Source organism: Methanobacterium subterraneum (assembly GCF_002813695.1).
Lineage (GTDB): Archaea > Methanobacteriota > Methanobacteria > Methanobacteriales > Methanobacteriaceae > Methanobacterium > Methanobacterium subterraneum.
Genome location: NZ_CP017768.1, coordinates 2300341 through 2316821, shown reverse-complemented (window position 1 = coordinate 2316821; position 16481 = coordinate 2300341). Strand labels below are relative to the sequence as shown.

The following is a 16481-nucleotide window of genomic DNA, read 5'->3' as shown; positions in this document are numbered from 1 at the left end:
TCCCCAATATAGAAATATATTTCCAATTAGAATTTAAAAGGTTGGTCCTGTAGGTCTAAAGATTTAAAAGTTGGGGAAAATTCCTTAATTTAAAAAAAATCTCTTTTTTAAAAAAATAATATGAATGGAACATCATTTGGATGTTCCTTCTGCCCTGTTGGGATCCCTTCTCCGTGAATTTGATTTGAATCCGAAAAGCACTCTGAACATGTTCCGGAATGGTTTCCTGTAGATGTGGAGGTGGATTAAGGTCCCCACAACCATCAGGATAGATAATTCCACGTGCCAAAATATTAAGGAAGGGTTTAGAGCAGTTCTTATACCCATATTTATGAGTACCGCTAGGATAACACCGGTACCTCCACTTCCCAAGTATCCTGCAGTGAGAAGTAAATTCCAGATCCGGCGATGTTTATTTCTTTTCAGTATTCCCTTTTTAAACAGGAAGTGAGTGATCAGGTAGCCCCCTATAATCAGCATACTTATTGGCAGGACCAAGTAATTGTTTCCATCCCCACCTAAGTTCCCGGAATCCATACTCGGAGTGTCCTGTATTGTGGTGGCATTGGCATCAACTGGATCTTGCACCTCTGCATGGGCACCGTTACCCTGCCCACTGTCAGTGACAGTTGAAGTTTCATCAGTAGTGGTTGTAGTTGTGTCTGTGGTTTGAGCTGCAGTGGTTACCTGGGACAGATCACACATCCCATCCCCATCAAGGTCAATGTAGCGTGAGCATTGACCAGGGAATGGATCATTAACTATCCCGTAGGGACATGTAGTGGCACAGGATGAGGACATGGTACTGGCAGCTATGAATGGAATGGTGGAAGCTGCTAACAGGAGTTTTTCCTTTAAAGGAATCTTTTCCAGTGCAGATTTTAGGTTTTCCTTTCCTAAAGCAGATCTTAAATTATCCTTGGATATTTTACGAGTGAATCCTTCCATCATGTTTTCACCCTCCTTTTTGCAGGGAAGAACATGGTTTTAGATGACTTCCAGTAGGTGTGGAAGTGGAAGATAGTTACCAGAGCAAGGGTTACCCCCAGTTCAACATGCCAGTAAAGTAACTGTGGATTGATTGGTAATTTAACCCCGAATTCCATAAATAAGAGCAGAAGGAAACCAGCTCCTCCAGATATAAGGAATGCTACTCCGATTATGAAGTTCCAGATGTTAATGTGTAAAGCTTTTTTAATTAAATCCATCCGGTATAGACTGTAAGTGAATAGATAGCCCCCGATAAATGGGAGGGCAGGTAAGACTAGATCGTAAACCATAATTTATCCCCCGAATATTATTTTTTTAACCATTAATGGTTTTAATTCTGTTTCTAATGTTTTTCCAGAGACCTTAAAATAAATAGAGTATTATTAAAAAATTTAAAAGTATTTTGGATGTTTGGAGTGTTATAAATCAATTTTAAGGCCCCAAATTTGTATTACACTACTAAATAGATCAACTATATAAAAGTAATTATTCCAAGATTATACCCAAATCTTTCCATAGTCATGCCCAGATATTTATTTTAAAAATATAATAGATTTGTGAGTTTGATATCAGATTTTGGGTATTTTCATGGTGTAAAGTGGGTGCGATCTGGGTGTAAACTTGGAATAATCATTTATCCCATCATGTAGTATTCTAGTGTACAACACCAATGGAGGTGAAAATAGGTGAAAATTCCAAAAAAAGCAGCATTAATTTGTGCACTGGTGATGATGGTTAGCTTAGTTCCTGCCTTTGCATTGAATGAAACTGACAACACCACCACTACCGACCAAAGCCAGGCCCAGAACGGCACCGGTAATCAGAATCAGCATAAATATCAAGGTAGTCAAGGATCCTGTGACTCTGCTGGTGAAAACTGTGGAACCTGTGATGGAGACCAGCACAAATACCAGTACGGTCAGAAAAACAGTGAAGCAGGATCAGCCAACTGTGACCAGACTCACCAGTACAAGCATGGCGAGACCAATGGTAATGCAGGATCTGAAAACTGTGACGGTACAAACTGTAAAAAAACCGTGTGAACCCCTATGAAAGGTGAAGAAATATACCTTTCATTCTTTATTTTTTAAAATTAGAGCTTTAACTATCCTAAAAAAGCAGGGTAGTCTGGAATATTCTGAAATAAATCAGATCCAGAATTATATAAAGAATTTGTCCATAATTATTATCGATTTTTTTTAAAAGAACTCACTTATTTTGAATTTCTGATATTATCAAGACTTATTACTACTACCAGGGAAAACAAGAACGTACTGAGATAATTAGTCCAAGTGTACTGTCCCAATCCAAAAATTTCATACAAACCAATTGCTACTACTAATGTTGAGAGAATTACAGTCCATAAATTCCGGTTCATTTTATAAAACTCCATTTATATTGTATTTTCATTTAACTTGGGAGAATATTTAATATTAAATTCTATTTATAGGGATATTATTTTGTTGATTATAAAAAATTATCATCAACACTACCTACCAATGACAATAATTGTTTTGATCCAATATCTATCACCTTCTTAAAATTATTACCCATGGAAAAAAATATTAGTATAATGATTAAACATTATAAAATAAGTATATAAGTTGTTATGTTTCTAGGTAACCTGTTAAATAAAGGGAGGCTTGAAAACGAATATAAATTTAAAAGCTTTTGGAATGCCATTGGCAATTATTGCTTTTATAGTTGTAATGCTAATTCCTATGAAAGGTTTAAGCTATCCCGGTCATGCAGCAATCGCTTTACTTGTATTCGCCGTTATAATGTGGGCTACTGAAGCTGTGCATCTAGCAGTTACTTCTTTAATAATACTATTTATACAGCCCATAATTGGTGTTGAAAGTTTTGATAACGCTGTAATTGGTTTTGCAAATCCAATCATATTTTTAATGATTGGTGGTTTTATTATTGCTGAAGCAATCCGTAAAAGCGGATTGGCTACACGTTTAACTTATGCCATGCTCAATAAGTTTGGAACCAGCCCGGATAGAAGTCTTTTCGTGGCAGTATTCTCCACTGGACTTCTATCTGCCTGGATTGAAAACGTGGTAGCATTTGCCATGTTACTCCCCATTATAAAGGAAATAATTCCTTTAATGGGAGTTGAGGACCCTGAAAAGGGTAAAAGTAACTTTGCTAAGGCTATGGTACTTGGTGCGTCATACGGTTCACTAGCAGGGGGATTCGGTACTGAAATCGGTACTGCTCCCAACCTGATGGCAGCCGCCTACACCAACATCCCCTTTGTTAACTGGATGATCTTCGGATTCCCACTGGCAATTATAATGTTGATAATCATCTGGAAACTGCTGGGACGATTGTTCAAACCAGAAGTTGAGGGAATAGTAGGCGGTACAAAAACCATAACCGATAAAATGGAATCATTAGGCCCCATGACAATGGTAGAAAAAAAATCATTAGTTATATTACTATTCACCATTAGTTTATGGATCACCACCGGCATAACCGGTTTAAACAGTTATTCCATTGCTTTAATCGGCGCTGTGCTCTTCTTCATATTTAAAGTAATTGATTGGAAAGATGCGCAGAATGGTGTTGACTGGGGATTAATTGTCTTCTTCGGAGGAGCATTAAGCCTCGGAGCTGCATTACTCCAAACTGGAGCTGCAAATTGGCTTATAACTGATATTGTTGCTCTTCTCGGGAGTAATCCTTCAACCATCCTTATTACGGTTGTTTTGATGATAATTGCAGTCTGTATAACCCAGGTAATGTCTAACATTGCACTTTCTGCAATATTAATCCCATTATCAGTTACACTGGCCGCAGCCCAGGGACAACCCGTGGGAACCTACGCCGTGCCTGTAGCAATAGCCTGTTCACTATCCTTCATGCTCCCCATGGCCGACCCAACAGTGGCCATGGCTTACGGAACAGGGTACGTGAAAATTAAAGAGATACTTAAAGCAGGGGTTCCGCTGGTAGTGATTGGAATTATACTTACCATTATAATCCTACTGACTCCCCTTGCAAAACCAGCATTGGGATAAAAAAAGGGTAAATCTAAAAATCTACCCTATTTGTTTATTTTTTTGATAATGGGGTTAAAAAAAAGGGGGTTTGGGAATATGTTTAAAAAGATTTTATTGCCCACCAAGAGTTCAGATAATTCTGAAAACAGTGAAAAATCGAAGCGGAAAAAATTAGAAGAATTATTAGATAAAAGTGGTATTGATTTAAAGGAAATAATGCGCGTTTCACCAGTCCCTAAATTTGCTATTAATAGGGACCATGAGGTTATCTACTGGAACCGGGCACTGGAAAAGTTAAGTAAAATAAATGCTGAAAAAATAATGGGAACCAATAAACAATGGAAAGTATTTTACGATAACCAGAGACCATGCATGGCTGATTTTATGGTAGATGGTCGTCTGGAAGACATTCCTAAATGGTATTCCATAACCAACAACCGATCAAAGTTTGTGTTGAGGTATCAGGGTGAATGTGATTCCAAAACTTTAGGGAATTCCTGTGAAGCCATATCTTTCTTCCCTAAAATGGGTGAAAATGGAAAATGGCTACATTTTACTGTGGATGCTATTAAAAATCTTAAAGGCAATGTTATTGGGGCGGTAGAGTCCTTTGAAGATGTGACCAAACAGATACATTTACAGGAAGAGTTCATGAAGATCAGGGGAGAAAATGAGATCCTCCTCAGGGAAGTTCAGCATCGCGTGCAAAATGATCTGCAGATCATACATTCCATGATTAATTTCCAATCATACTATTTGGAAGATGAAAAATCAAGGGAACTATTTAGGGAAATAAAGAACTACACTCGATCAATACCCGCCATTCATGAGAAACTCTACCAGTACCGTGATCTTTTAAATATTGATTTTGGAGAGTTCATCAAAAGCCTAATATCGGATCTGGAGAGGCAATATGCTTATAAACCCTTCCAGGTTGATGTGGATATTGAAGGGATTCAACTGGACATAAATACTGCTATTCCCTGCGGACTCATAGTGAATGAACTGGTAGCCGATTCAATAAAACGGAGCATTCTAACTGTAGAATCTGAAGAGGACACCAATACTATAGCTAAGGATTACTCCAACAACAGTATTCCGACTAAATCAGGAAATAACACCAGTAAAAGCCTAACTGAAGAGTCTGAAATGGGTGGATATGATAGTTCTATAGAACAAAAGAACAGAATAGCAGTGAAAATCACTGATGAAGGTGAATTTTTTTTAATGACCGTTTATGATAATGCTCCAGTTTTTCCAGAGCATTTTGATTCCAAAAATTCCAGCACACTGAGTATGTGGTTCGTGAATAAATTAGCAACCCAGTTAGGAGGAACAGTTGACCGGAAACAGGATGATGGAACTCTATTCAAGATCACCTTTAAGGAATGCAGTAAAAGACGCATTTAACATTAACTTAAAGATTTTATTATCAATGAGACTTTTTATTATTTATAGGTCTGATCTTCTTTTATTTCTCCAATAAATGGATATTCCTTCTGTTGATGGATAAACACTAATATCTAAACATTTTCCAGTTCTTAGCATTCCCGGAGCTTCAAAGTACTGTATTTCCTGTTCATTCATTGCTCTTCTAAAGTGGGTCTCATGGATGGTTCCTGCTAGTTCTGGAAATCTTTCCCATAGATTTTGACCCATCAGATCATCGGCATCAATATCCAAATATTCTGCAGCACAGGGATTCACATAAATAAAGTTCCAGAAGTTATCCAGTGACACGAATCCATCCCGGATACTGCCTAAGATCATGGTTAGGCGACGTTGCCCGCTTTCAAGTTTTTCTTCAGCCTGTTTACGTTCAGTGTCATCGAACACATATCCTTTAACCTGTATAAGTTCATCTGAATCATTGAAGATTCCCACCAGGTTGGCAACAACGTGGATCCTCATGAAATCTTGCCTGCGCTGCCAGCTTTGAAATCCCCTGATCTTACCTTCACTTCTAAGGCGGGTGACCATGTAAGGCCAGTCGAATGGATTGGACTCGGATATATTCCATTTCAGTGCCTTTTCAACAGTGTCCCAACCATAAATATCAGCAAAAGCAGGGTTACACTCCAATATTTCCCCATCAACATTGGCAATGAAATCCCCAGTTAAATCCTCATCAAACAAACGATGATATTTCTCCTCACTACGTTTCAAAGCTTCTTCAGCTTCTTTACGTTCAGTATCATCAAAAACATAACCCTTAACCTGGACCAGTTCCGAATCATGGTAGATACCCACTAAATTACTGACCACGTGGATTTTTTCCCCATCTGGTCTTTGGTGGGTGGTTTGATGTCCCTTTATTTTGTACTCATGTTTAAGACGTTTATTAAGAGTTTCCCAGTCCTCAGGGTTGAAAGTGGAAATATTTGATTTAAGGGCCTGTTCACGGTTAGGGAAATTGTATATCTCCGCAAAGGCAGGGTTACATTCAATTATCTCACCCTGTGGTGTGGCAATGAAATCCCCGGTGATATCATCCTCAAAAAAGTTTTTGTACTTCTCTCCACTTATTAAAAGTTCGCAAGATTCATCTTTAGACTTTGACTGATGAATCTGAACCAGATAACCGGAACTAATGATTGAGATGGTTCCTTCAATACCTTCAGTTATGGGAGGAGGAGTTTTATTTATATCCTGAAAATCACTGATTTTTTCAAAATCTAATTGATTTTGGAAGTTAATAACACCATTCCCAACTAATTCTTCCTTTTTACAGGGAATTATTGGATTGTGGAATAGGTTAATCTTTGGGGGGTTTTCCGGGGTGGTGATTCCCATTATCTCCAATGCCGACTGATTGGCATCCACCATTGTACCTTCCCTGTCAAAGAGGAGCATCCCCACAGGAGATTTCTCGAATATCTCCCTGAATATATGGTAATCGCTTTTTACCTTCATTCCCTCCTGAAAATCCGGATCTAAATTGTTATATTATTCATTGTTTTCTCTAATTATTATGGTTTGGTAGAATAGGGATAGGGTTGGGTGAGGTAATTTCTGGATTTTCTAACCATGAACTAGGGTTACTTCGTAATAGTACAGTTTAACGAAGTGAAATAATTTTTTTTATAGAAATACCATCCCATAAACATCTACTTTTCAATAATTTTTGATGATTGAAATGGACTTAAAAAATGATAATAGAAAAATTCAGAAAAAATGTTTAAACATATATTCATAAAAATAATTGAAAAGGGGTTATTTATATGTCCGCATCAAAAAAACAGTTCCATACAATAGATGAATACATTGCCACCTTCCCGGAAAATGTTCAGGATATTTTGGGGAAGATAAGGAAGGTTATCCGGGAAGCAGCACCGGAAGCTGAGGAGACCATTAGTTATGGTATGCCAACCTTCAAGCTTAATGGTAATCTGGTGCATTTTGCAGCGTATGAGAACCATATTGGATTTTATCCCACACCTTCAGGGATTGAAACGTTTAAAGAGGAACTTTCAGCCTATAAATGTGGGAAAGGATCGGTACAGTTCCCCATTGATAAACCAGTGCCCTTCGATCTGGTGGAAAAGATAGTTATTTTTAGAGTCGAAGAAAATCTCAACAAGAAATAATTTTCAGAAATTTTATTCATGACCCAAAAGTCGCCTAAATAAAGTATTCCATATAGCCCAAATGATCAATATTCACCGGAGGGAATGTATTTCAACCCCATGTCACATATAATAACTTAACATAACTTAACCCTTCATGAGAAAATTCAAAATGATCCCCATAGATGACCTGACCGTGGATCAACGATTTCCATTAGGTATGATTTAGATTAAAAAATAACAATATGAACAAAAGAGGGTTTATTATGAAAAGAGATGTTATCCGGATCAATGAGGAAAAATGTAATGGTTGTGGAATATGTGTCACCGGTTGCCCCGAGGGTGCACTCCAGGTAATTGATGGGAAGGCCCATCTCATCAGTGACCTGTTCTGTGATGGGCTGGGTGCCTGTATAGGAGATTGCCCGGAGGGAGCTATAGAGGTTGAAAGAAGGGAAGCTGAACCCTACGATGAACACAGGGTTATGGAAAATATTGTAAAAGCAGGACCCAACGTTACCAAAGCCCACCTGAAACATCTGCATGAGCATGGTCAGACAAAATATCTGGAAGAGGCCATTAGCTTTTTAAAGGAAAAAAACATGGAAGTACCGGATTATGAGGAGGATGCTCCCCTGGCCTGTGGTTGCCCAGGTTCTGCAATGCAGGTTCCTGAACCGAAAGGAGGAATTGGTGGTTCTCCCCAGATTTTAAGTGCAGAGCTGGGTAACTGGCCAGTGCAACTCCAGCTTTTAAACCCCAATGCCCCTTACCTTAAAAATGCGGATCTTCTCATTGCCGCGGATTGTGTGCCCTTTGCCTATGCCAATTTCCATCAGAGGTTCTTAAAGGACAAAATCTTGATAATTCTCTGCCCCAAACTGGACCATACCATTGACGAATACGTGGATAAGTTAAGTGAGATCTTCACCAGTCAGAATATCAAATCCATTACCATCGTCCATATGGAAGTACCCTGCTGTTCTGGTATTGAAGTAATCGTTAAAAGGGCTCTTGAAAAAGCCCAGAAAAACATAATAATCAAGGATTACACAATTTCCATAAATGGGGAAATAATCTAAGGTTTCCGGGATTAATCAAATACTTTTTTTTATATTTTTTTACTGGAATTTAACCCAATAACTGTAAAATCTGAAAAAAATTGATTCTAGGATTGTTCCGGTAAAGATTCTAAGACTGTTCCAGTAAAGCTATGAATTTTCCCAGATCCTGGACATTGAACACGAATTTATGTTTTGCATTCTCACCACGGGGTCGCATGGACATCAAGCAGCTCACCGCAGATTCTCGCTGGTAATCTTCAAATACCTTTTCAAACCAGTCCGCATCCTCACTTTTGGGGAAAGTTATCTCCATGACACTGGAATGCTTTTCCACAGTGCAATTTCTACTTCTCAGGACTTCTTTCAGCCTTTTAATACCATCGGATTCCATGGGTATCCCAAGTTAATCAATTAATTTAAGGATTTTTATAAATTATATCCTTTAAATATCCTGATAAATGTTTTAGGAGGGTTTTCTTGTGTTATTTTAATTAAGCTTTTTTATCCTGTGCCTTGGACTTCACCCTTTCCTGCCGGTACACCTTATAGGCTGCATAGGTTATTCCCAGTATCAATGGCCCTATGAATAAACCGGGAATGCCCATGGTCACTGCTCCGTAGATGAATCCCAGTAGGAAGACCAGTGGATGGACTTCGGAGTACCGGACTGATATTCGTGGGCGGATGTAGAAGTCAGTGGTGGTTTCTATTATCCAGCCGAAGAAGATCAGCAGCACCCCCTGCGCTGTGTTTCCAGTTAGGATGCTGAAAAGTCCAATAACCCCGTAAACTATCCAGGGACCGATGATGGGGATGAACATTGCTATTCCACTGACGATGGCCAGAAGGATTACGTAGGGGTAACCCAAGAAGTAGTAAACCACTCCAGATAGGAGGCCCAGTATAGCGGCAGGGATGATGTTACCTACTATGATGCTTTTTAAAACATCATCGGCACCCTTGATGACTTCCCGGTAGAAATCTTTGTCTTTATCCGGGACAACGTCTTTTATATAGCGAACTATTTTACCTCCATCCCTGGCAAAATAAAAGATTGAAAAGATTAATATGAGAATTTGTGCAGCTAATGCCGGGATGGAACTGGCTATGGTGATTATTGAATTGGTTATAGCTGATAAAAGCTGTAATATGCCGGATTTTATGGCATCAGCAATGTTCCCCGAGACTGATGGTGATAGACCCAGATTCTGCACAGCGTCATTAATGGAGTTTAGGTTCATGGTGGAGTTATCAGCAGTGGCCTGCTGCAGGGATCCTAAAAGGGCACCAGAAATGCTTAAAAGCTGGATTATGGTGAAGTACAGGAGTAGAGCAATGGGGATGGCCAGTATGATCATTCCCAGAACCACTGCTAAAGTATCATATTTAACGTATGGTTTGATTTTCCTGGCAATAAAACGAACGTAGTATGCTAAAATAGCCCCGAAAATCACCATGGTTATAATGGGAGTTAAAACTCCCAGGGATAAAATGGTTAGAAGTAGTAAAAGGGGGAATATAGTTGATGAATACATCTTTTTAATATGTGAAATCATTATGGCACCTATAAGTTTAGAATGTAACTATTCCTCTAAACTTTATTCTTAATAGTTTTAATCCCTATAATCCCCCTTAGGCCATGTCAATTTTTGATCATCATCCCGCTATTTACAAGTTCCACACCACATGCCGACATGCTTACATATGAACAGTATAAGAAAACTTTAAATACTAAACCGACTAATCAGTCTATTAAATAGATTAATTAAACTTTCAGGATGCGTAGAAATTGAAGGAAAAAGAACAAAAAATACTGGATACATCCCTTCCACTATTTGTAGAAAAGGGATTTCACGGTACTTCCACTGCCGAGATCGCAAAAACTGCAGGAGTGGCCACCGGTACACTTTTCCACTACTTCAAGACCAAGGAAGATCTCATTGACCGTCTCTACATCTACTCTAAGGAAAGCATCCTAGAAGCAGCTGAAGGAGATTATGATGAGGATAAATCATTTAAAGAAAATGTTAAGTCTCTGTGGCTCAACTTTGTGAATTTTGGGATTGAAGACCCCTATAAATTTAATTTCATAATGACATTCCACTGTTCCCCTTATATAACCTCCTTCACCAAGGGGAGAATTGAGGAAAAATTCGTGGACCTCCTTGAAGTTTATAAGAAGGGATTTAGAGAAGGGGAAATTAAACAGATGTATGATGAACTCCTAATGGACTATTTCTGGGGCAATGTACTCAACACCATAACCCATTTTGAGAAAAACCCGGAAAGAATGAACCAGGAGAATATTGAACTTTCTTTTGAACTGTTCTGGGACGGAATATCCAAATAATCGTATTTTTTTAGTAAAAATATTCGACTGACAGGTCAATCTAGTAGAGGTATTAAAATGCAGTACAGGAAAAATGAAAAAAATGGTGAGAAAATCTCGGCACTGGGCTTCGGAGCCATGCGTCTGCCCACCAAAAACGGGATGATTGACAGAGAAAAGGCTAAAAAACAAATATATTATGCTATAGATCATGGTGTTAACTTCATTGACACTGCATTCCCCTACCACGGAGGATCCAGTGAATCATTCCTGGGGGAAATCCTTAAAGACGGATACCGGGAGAAGGTCTTACTCTGCACCAAGATGCCCTCCTGGTCTGTTAAAAAATATGATGACATGGAGAAATACCTGGAAAAACAGCTGGAAAAACTTCAAACTGATTACATTGACTATTACCTTATCCATAGCCTGGGAAAGGGAAGTTTCCAGCGCCTTAAAGAGATAGGAGTCCTGGAATTTTTAGAAGAAAAAAAGTCAAATGGCATTATCAAGAACATTGGATTCTCATTCCACGATAACGGCGATGCCTTCCAATGTATTGTGGATGCCCACCCCTGGGATGCCTGCCTTATCCAGTACAACTACTTGGATGAGAAAACCCAGGCAGGAACTGAAGGATTAGAGTACGCACACTCCCAGGGCGTGACTGTGATCATTATGGAACCCTTAAAAGGAGGTATTCTGGCAGATGTGCCAGAAGAAGCCCAGAAGATATGGGATAAAGCCCCAGTTGAAAGAAGTCCTGCAGAGTGGGCCTTGAGATGGGTTTTAGATCATCCCGAAGTTACCTGTGTGGTTTCAGGGATGGGTGAATTACAAGAGGTGCAAGAGAACTTACAAGTAGCTGAAGAAGCCCTGCCTGGCACTCTCACCAGTGATGAGTTGAAACTATATTATGAAGTTAAAGAGGTTTACCATGATCTCATGAAGATCAACTGTACCTCCTGTGGTTACTGCATGCCCTGCCCTGTGGGGGTGGACATACCGTCATGTTTCGAGATCTACAACCACAAATACATGTTCAAAACCAGTGGCACATCCTTCACCTACCTGACACGACTGGGAGGTGTTTTCAGCGGTAACGAATCCCATGCAGGACTTTGTAATGGTTGTGGTAAATGTGTACGTGCCTGCCCCCAGAAACTGGAAATACCCGCACTTTTAGAGGGTGTTTCCAAGGAACTAGGTGGATTTGGATTCCAGTACCGGGTGAAGATTGGTAAAACCATCCTGGTACCACTTTTTGATGCGTTTCTTTCACTTAGTGAACGTTTCTCCCGTAGATCACGTGCCTGAAATGGGATAACATTATAATTAACTGAATAATAGATGGATTAACATGTACCAAGTAGTAACCATCCTCTTTAATGGATTTGAAACCCTGGATGTTTTTGGCCCGGTTGAAATCCTGGGCAGGTTAAATGAAGAGTTTCATGTGAATTTATATTCCATGGAAGGAGGAATTATTAAAAGCAGCCAGGATGTGCCGGTTCACACCAGACCATTATCCCAAATAAATTTAGAGAATTATATTTTAATGATCCCCGGGGGAATTGGCACCCGGGAACTAGTTAGTGATGAGATCTTCCTGAAACATCTGAAAAATTTTTCAATTAATGCCGAATACATCCTAACAATTTGCACCGGCTCCATACTCCTGGCCAAAACTGGTTTGTTGGATGGCAAGAAAGCAACCACTAATAAAAGGGCATTTGCGTGGACTGAGCATTTTCCAGAGGTTAAATGGGTTCGTGAAGCTCGCTGGGTTCGAGATGGGAATATTTATACCAGTTCCGGTGTCAGTGCCGGTATGGATATGGCCCTGGGATTTGTTGCTGACCAGTTGGGATACGATGTGGCCAAAAGGCAGAGCATTGAAATTGAGTATGACTGGAAGGAAGACCCCAGTTGGGATCCCTTTTCCAGAATATATTGATGGTTAAATCCTGAAAAAACTTAAAGATGAAGGAATTTTTATGGACCGAATCGTTATTAAAGATGGAATAGAGGAAATGGATTTTGAAAAAGTAACTGATATGCTGAGCAAGGCTGATTGGAGTCCGGGAATTAAAATTGATGAGGTTGAAAGGGGAGCATATAATTCTTCCCTGGTTGTGGGTGTATTTCTAGATGGAATCCAAATTGGTTACTCCCGGGTTGTTTCTGATAAAACAAGATTCGCGTTTATTCTAGATGTTTATATTCATGAGGACCATCGTAAGAAAGGGATTGGTCAGAAAATGTTGAATTACATTCTTTCCCATAAGGAACTTGAGGATGTTTATATCTGGATGCTGGTTACCGAAGATGCCCATAGTGTTTATGGGAAGGTGGGTTTCGAGCCAATTTCCCATCCTGAAAACTGTATGGAAATTAGAAGGGAAAGACCAGAAAGAAAATAAGTTAAAATTATTTGGTAAATACTATTCTAAGTTATGCTGGACGTATTCGAAAATAGAGCCATCCAAGTGTTTGACGGTCATGTTAACACCGGTGGGGACTTTCTGAGGACCTCTAACAATTTCTGATCCATTATTTACCAGGAATGCTTCATACTCCTCCACAGAATCCACCATGAATGTAGCCTGAGTCCTTTTAAATGGTTGCAAGGCCTGTTCTAAACCAGCTATAATCAGGATATCATCAATCTGTGCTAATTCCAGACCCACATCCGGCATTGGAATCCTCATCTCCACCTTCATTCCCAGGAGTTTTTCATAAAAATCCAGGTGCTCATCTAAATCTTCAACATAAACCCTGGAAAGTGTTTTCAATATTCTCATTTAATCACTCACTTATTCTTATTGTTAATCTTCCCTTAAAAAATAATCCTCCACCCCTAAAAACACTACCCGATTACTATTTTAAGAATAAAAGACCTCATTAGTTCCAATCCTGTTAAATTAACCCGAATAAACCCCTGAAATGGGTTTTAATTAAGTTTATATTGGTAGATATTTTATAGTCATTTATATAAAAGAAATAGAAAAAATAGAGAAGAGAGAGTTTTTAACTCCCTATTATTTTCTTTTGGGTAGGATTAACCCGGCACTTACTAATAGGATGGCTAGCCCTATTCCTGCAAGTTGTATTCCCGTGCTCTGCATTCCGATGGTTTTTGTACTTGAGCTGGCTGCTCTGGCAGTTGGTGTAATGGTTACGGTAGCAGTTAAAGTTTGGTTGTCAAGGCGGGCCGAGGTCAAAGCTTCACCTGCTGCTTCGTTTCCACGCAGTATTGCAGTTGCTATTCCATTGATGGTTCCTGTAACTATTGATTTACTACCCACATTACCCAGATTAGTAGTGAAGGTCACCGGTGTTTCATCAGGCAAGTGTCCGGCTGCAGGATCGTGAAATACCCCATTAGAATCATATCTGAAATCTGCAGTAAGGGTAGATAGTCCGCCCAGGGAGATCACCCTTGAATTGGCACTGTAAGTCATGACCAACCATGAAATATAATCCACATCTCCGGTGATTAGAGCGTTGAAATTTGGGTTGTTAGAACCCCACCAGTTATACTCCGCATTCACAGTACCACTATCACTCTGTATGGCCTTAGGTGTGTTGGCAACGATACGGTTAAAATTCGCATCCACTATACCATAAACATCTTGCAGATGATCATTGAAGATTCCCCCACCACTGGTGGCGTTATTTTGCTTGATGGTGCTACTGGTAATGGTTAACGTATCCCAGTTGCACATCCCTCCACCACTACCTGCGTTGTTGAGTTGGAAGGTGGTATCGGTGATGTTTGCCGTGCCTTGAAGGTTATGTAATCCTCCTCCAAAAAATTCTGCGGTGTTCTCCTGGATAATACTCCCCACGATATTTAGAGTATTCCAGTTGGCTATTCCCCCACCATAAGGGGCAGTGTTCTGCCCAATAACACTAGCAGTAATGGTTAAAGTATCAAAGTTGTTAATTCCCCCACCATTATCACCTTGATTTTGTTGAATGGTGCTACCAGTAACGGTTAAGTCACCATCATTGAGTATTCCCCCACCACCACTAGCCTGGTTTTGTTGGATGGTACAACTAGTAATGGTCATGGTATCCAAGTTATATATTCCCCCACCCATGGAGGGAGCAGTGTTCTGCTGAATGACACTACCGGTAATGGTCAAATTACCTCGGTTGGATATTCCACCACCATTTCCATCTGCGGTGTTGTTGGTGAGTGTACAGTTAGTGATGGTCAAAACACCCCTATTGTAGATAGCTCCACCCTCACCAGTGGCGTTGTTGTTGGTGAATTTACAGTTGATTATCTGGGTAGGTTGGGTTATTGTTCCGCCTTTGTTGGAAATACCAGCCCCATCTCCGTTCCATGTTCCGTCAAAATATCCATTGGAAATGGTCAAACCCTGTATTTTTACATTGTTGACTCCAGATAGTACTTCAATTACTCTGCCATTCTGTTGAGCATCGATGATTACATCATCCGGGTTTTCTGTGACACTTTTCAGTGTTAATTCTTTATTTACTTGGATACTGCTATCGTTGTAGGTTCCGTTGTTGAGAATGATTGTATCCTGTGGATTAGCAGTGTCAATTGCAGTCTGGATACTATCAGTGGGACCAATAATTATCTCCGCTGAATATACGGCTTGTATAGATATCAAAAAGCCAAAAAGTAACAAAATAGTGAGTATTATATGGTTTCTGTCCATATTTTCACCTCCTTTTACAATTGATAGAATAATTCTTCTCTGTTTTTATCCGTTAATAATGAAAAGTAGTTTAAAACCTTATAATAAAGAAAGGTTTTGTGAAAATTGTATTGAAGGTTTTGGTAGTTAACGGAACAATATCTAATATTAATATTACGACATAACATAAATCATTATGGATACTAATTTATTATTTATACGACTCTCCCCACTTTTATCATCCATAGAGATTGTATGGTCTTTTTAAGATTGAAAAATGTTAGTCTAGCCCGTTAAAACTAGAAGAAAAGGATTATTTGAATATTTCATATTAGTAGTATTAGTTAGTCTATTTTATGATTTAATTCATAATGAGATATGCTAAAAAATAAAAAAAAGAATTTAATAATTCTTTTTAAGGCGTCTGATGTATATGGTGGCCCATACATAGGCCACTGCACATCCCAGCCCCCCACCAACTACTATTCCCCACCAAACACCAGAGGACCCGAATCCCAGTGTGAAGGCGAATAAGTAGGTGGATAATGATACGAATAGCACTTCTTTGATAAGGGCAGAGGTTAAAGAATTGAATTATTTATCCATTACCTTGAATACTGAGCTATTCCCTATCCCAATGGCTGAGTAGCTCAATTCAATCTGTGTTAGTTCCAAACCCACATCCAGCATTGGGGTCTCATAAACTACTTTTTCATAAAATCAAGTTGTTCCCCTAATCTTCCACATATACCCTGGAGAGAGTTTTCAATACTTCTATAGGTTCACCACTAGTTATTATTGATGATTATCCTATTAACCTATGGAATGAATTTAAAAACACTGGA

General features: G+C 39.2%; 18 protein-coding genes. 9 read left to right on the top strand and 9 right to left on the bottom strand.

Features of this window, described 5'->3' with window-relative positions; all coding sequences use genetic code 11:
* Nucleotides 1-132: 132 nt before the first annotated feature.
* Nucleotides 133-951 (bottom strand): hypothetical protein, encoded by an 819-nt coding sequence (locus BK009_RS11245; RefSeq protein WP_100904955.1) that lies wholly within the window; start codon nucleotides 949-951, stop codon nucleotides 133-135.
* A complete protein-coding gene (locus BK009_RS11240) occupies nucleotides 948-1280 on the bottom strand; it encodes a hypothetical protein (protein WP_100909588.1) in 333 nt (110 codons plus the stop codon). The genes BK009_RS11245 and BK009_RS11240 overlap by 4 nt, the downstream gene beginning before the upstream one ends.
* 396 nt (nucleotides 1281-1676) lie before the next feature.
* On the opposite strand from BK009_RS11240, the gene BK009_RS11235 reads away from it, so the two are divergent.
* Entirely contained in the window at nucleotides 1677-2033 is a 357-nt protein-coding gene (locus BK009_RS11235) for a hypothetical protein (RefSeq protein WP_169923169.1), read from the top strand.
* 170 nt (nucleotides 2034-2203) lie between these two features.
* Here the strand turns inward: BK009_RS11235 and BK009_RS12460 are convergent, their stop codons facing one another.
* A complete protein-coding gene (locus tag BK009_RS12460; protein WP_157809730.1) occupies nucleotides 2204-2368 on the bottom strand; it encodes a hypothetical protein in 165 nt (54 codons plus the stop codon).
* Between the two features lie 265 nt (nucleotides 2369-2633).
* On the opposite strand from BK009_RS12460, the gene BK009_RS11230 reads away from it, so the two are divergent.
* Together BK009_RS11230 and BK009_RS11225 are read left to right on the top strand one after the other, a co-directional pair.
* A complete protein-coding gene (locus BK009_RS11230; RefSeq protein WP_394340090.1) occupies nucleotides 2634-4019 on the top strand; it encodes a DASS family sodium-coupled anion symporter in 1386 nt (461 codons plus the stop codon).
* A gap of 78 nt (nucleotides 4020-4097) precedes the next feature.
* Nucleotides 4098-5411: a histidine kinase dimerization/phosphoacceptor domain -containing protein gene (locus BK009_RS11225; protein WP_100907366.1), complete on the top strand. Its 1314-nt coding sequence runs from the start codon at nucleotides 4098-4100 to the stop codon at nucleotides 5409-5411.
* Nucleotides 5412-5453: 42 nt separating this feature from the next.
* Here the strand turns inward: BK009_RS11225 and BK009_RS11220 are convergent, their stop codons facing one another.
* Nucleotides 5454-6914, bottom strand: a complete 1461-nt coding sequence (locus tag BK009_RS11220; RefSeq protein WP_100907365.1) for a PAS domain-containing protein — start codon at nucleotides 6912-6914, stop codon at nucleotides 5454-5456.
* A 308-nt stretch (nucleotides 6915-7222) separates the two neighbouring features.
* On the opposite strand from BK009_RS11220, the gene BK009_RS11215 reads away from it, so the two are divergent.
* Together BK009_RS11215 and BK009_RS11210 are read left to right on the top strand one after the other, a co-directional pair.
* Nucleotides 7223-7588 carry an iron chaperone gene (locus BK009_RS11215; RefSeq protein ID WP_100904964.1) on the top strand — a complete coding sequence of 122 codons (366 nt, stop codon included), beginning with the start codon at nucleotides 7223-7225 and terminating at the stop codon, nucleotides 7586-7588.
* Nucleotides 7589-7833: 245 nt separating this feature from the next.
* Complete coding sequence (locus BK009_RS11210; RefSeq protein ID WP_100907364.1) at nucleotides 7834-8649, top strand: ATP-binding protein; 816 nt, start codon at nucleotides 7834-7836, stop codon at nucleotides 8647-8649.
* A gap of 109 nt (nucleotides 8650-8758) precedes the next feature.
* Here the strand turns inward: BK009_RS11210 and BK009_RS11205 are convergent, their stop codons facing one another.
* Nucleotides 8759-9022 (bottom strand): hypothetical protein, encoded by a 264-nt coding sequence (locus BK009_RS11205; protein ID WP_100904966.1) that lies wholly within the window; start codon nucleotides 9020-9022, stop codon nucleotides 8759-8761.
* A gap of 100 nt (nucleotides 9023-9122) precedes the next feature.
* Nucleotides 9123-10187, bottom strand: coding sequence for an AI-2E family transporter (locus tag BK009_RS11200; RefSeq protein WP_100904967.1), 1065 nt, complete (start codon nucleotides 10185-10187; stop codon nucleotides 9123-9125).
* Between the two features lie 233 nt (nucleotides 10188-10420).
* Here BK009_RS11200 and BK009_RS11195 point away from each other — a divergent pair, with 233 nt between their 5' ends.
* The 4 genes from BK009_RS11195 to BK009_RS11180 are packed head-to-tail and all read left to right on the top strand — an operon-like array spanning nucleotide 10421 to nucleotide 13383.
* Nucleotides 10421-10981, top strand: coding sequence for a TetR/AcrR family transcriptional regulator (locus BK009_RS11195; protein ID WP_100907363.1), 561 nt, complete (start codon nucleotides 10421-10423; stop codon nucleotides 10979-10981).
* 57 nt (nucleotides 10982-11038) lie between these two features.
* On the top strand, nucleotides 11039-12277 hold the full coding sequence (locus BK009_RS11190; RefSeq protein WP_100907362.1) for an aldo/keto reductase: 1239 nt from the start codon (nucleotides 11039-11041) through the stop codon (nucleotides 12275-12277).
* Nucleotides 12278-12320: 43 nt separating this feature from the next.
* Nucleotides 12321-12917 carry a DJ-1/PfpI family protein gene (locus BK009_RS11185; protein WP_100907361.1) on the top strand — a complete coding sequence of 199 codons (597 nt, stop codon included), beginning with the start codon at nucleotides 12321-12323 and terminating at the stop codon, nucleotides 12915-12917.
* 40 nt (nucleotides 12918-12957) lie between these two features.
* Entirely contained in the window at nucleotides 12958-13383 is a 426-nt protein-coding gene (locus BK009_RS11180; RefSeq protein WP_100907360.1) for a GNAT family N-acetyltransferase, read from the top strand.
* Between the two features lie 21 nt (nucleotides 13384-13404).
* Here the strand turns inward: BK009_RS11180 and BK009_RS11175 are convergent, their stop codons facing one another.
* The 3 genes from BK009_RS11175 to BK009_RS12455 all read right to left on the bottom strand — a co-directional run bounded on the left by BK009_RS11175 (nucleotide 13405) and on the right by BK009_RS12455 (nucleotide 16197).
* Nucleotides 13405-13764 (bottom strand): VOC family protein, encoded by a 360-nt coding sequence (locus tag BK009_RS11175; RefSeq protein WP_100907359.1) that lies wholly within the window; start codon nucleotides 13762-13764, stop codon nucleotides 13405-13407.
* A 237-nt stretch (nucleotides 13765-14001) separates the two neighbouring features.
* Nucleotides 14002-15657, bottom strand: a complete 1656-nt coding sequence (locus BK009_RS11170; RefSeq protein WP_100907358.1) for a right-handed parallel beta-helix repeat-containing protein — start codon at nucleotides 15655-15657, stop codon at nucleotides 14002-14004.
* A gap of 381 nt (nucleotides 15658-16038) precedes the next feature.
* Complete coding sequence (locus tag BK009_RS12455; protein WP_157809729.1) at nucleotides 16039-16197, bottom strand: hypothetical protein; 159 nt, start codon at nucleotides 16195-16197, stop codon at nucleotides 16039-16041.
* Nucleotides 16198-16481 lie beyond the last annotated feature (284 nt).

Coding starts and splice junctions, on each gene's coding strand:
- BK009_RS11220 (WP_100907365.1), bottom strand. CDS start 6,914: ATGAAGGTAAAAAGCGATTACCATATATTCAGGGAGATATTCGAGAAA.
- BK009_RS11210 (WP_100907364.1), top strand. CDS start 7,834: ATGAAAAGAGATGTTATCCGGATCAATGAGGAAAAATGTAATGGTTGT.
- BK009_RS11245 (WP_100904955.1), bottom strand. CDS start 951: ATGATGGAAGGATTCACTCGTAAAATATCCAAGGATAATTTAAGATCT.
- BK009_RS11200 (WP_100904967.1), bottom strand. CDS start 10,187: ATGATTTCACATATTAAAAAGATGTATTCATCAACTATATTCCCCCTT.
- BK009_RS11215 (WP_100904964.1), top strand. CDS start 7,223: ATGTCCGCATCAAAAAAACAGTTCCATACAATAGATGAATACATTGCC.
- BK009_RS12460 (WP_157809730.1), bottom strand. CDS start 2,368: ATGAACCGGAATTTATGGACTGTAATTCTCTCAACATTAGTAGTAGCA.
- BK009_RS11170 (WP_100907358.1), bottom strand. CDS start 15,657: ATGGACAGAAACCATATAATACTCACTATTTTGTTACTTTTTGGCTTT.
- BK009_RS11225 (WP_100907366.1), top strand. CDS start 4,098: ATGTTTAAAAAGATTTTATTGCCCACCAAGAGTTCAGATAATTCTGAA.
- BK009_RS11240 (WP_100909588.1), bottom strand. CDS start 1,280: ATGGTTTACGATCTAGTCTTACCTGCCCTCCCATTTATCGGGGGCTAT.
- BK009_RS11190 (WP_100907362.1), top strand. CDS start 11,039: ATGCAGTACAGGAAAAATGAAAAAAATGGTGAGAAAATCTCGGCACTG.
- BK009_RS11175 (WP_100907359.1), bottom strand. CDS start 13,764: ATGAGAATATTGAAAACACTTTCCAGGGTTTATGTTGAAGATTTAGAT.
- BK009_RS11185 (WP_100907361.1), top strand. CDS start 12,321: ATGTACCAAGTAGTAACCATCCTCTTTAATGGATTTGAAACCCTGGAT.
- BK009_RS11205 (WP_100904966.1), bottom strand. CDS start 9,022: ATGGAATCCGATGGTATTAAAAGGCTGAAAGAAGTCCTGAGAAGTAGA.
- BK009_RS11180 (WP_100907360.1), top strand. CDS start 12,958: ATGGACCGAATCGTTATTAAAGATGGAATAGAGGAAATGGATTTTGAA.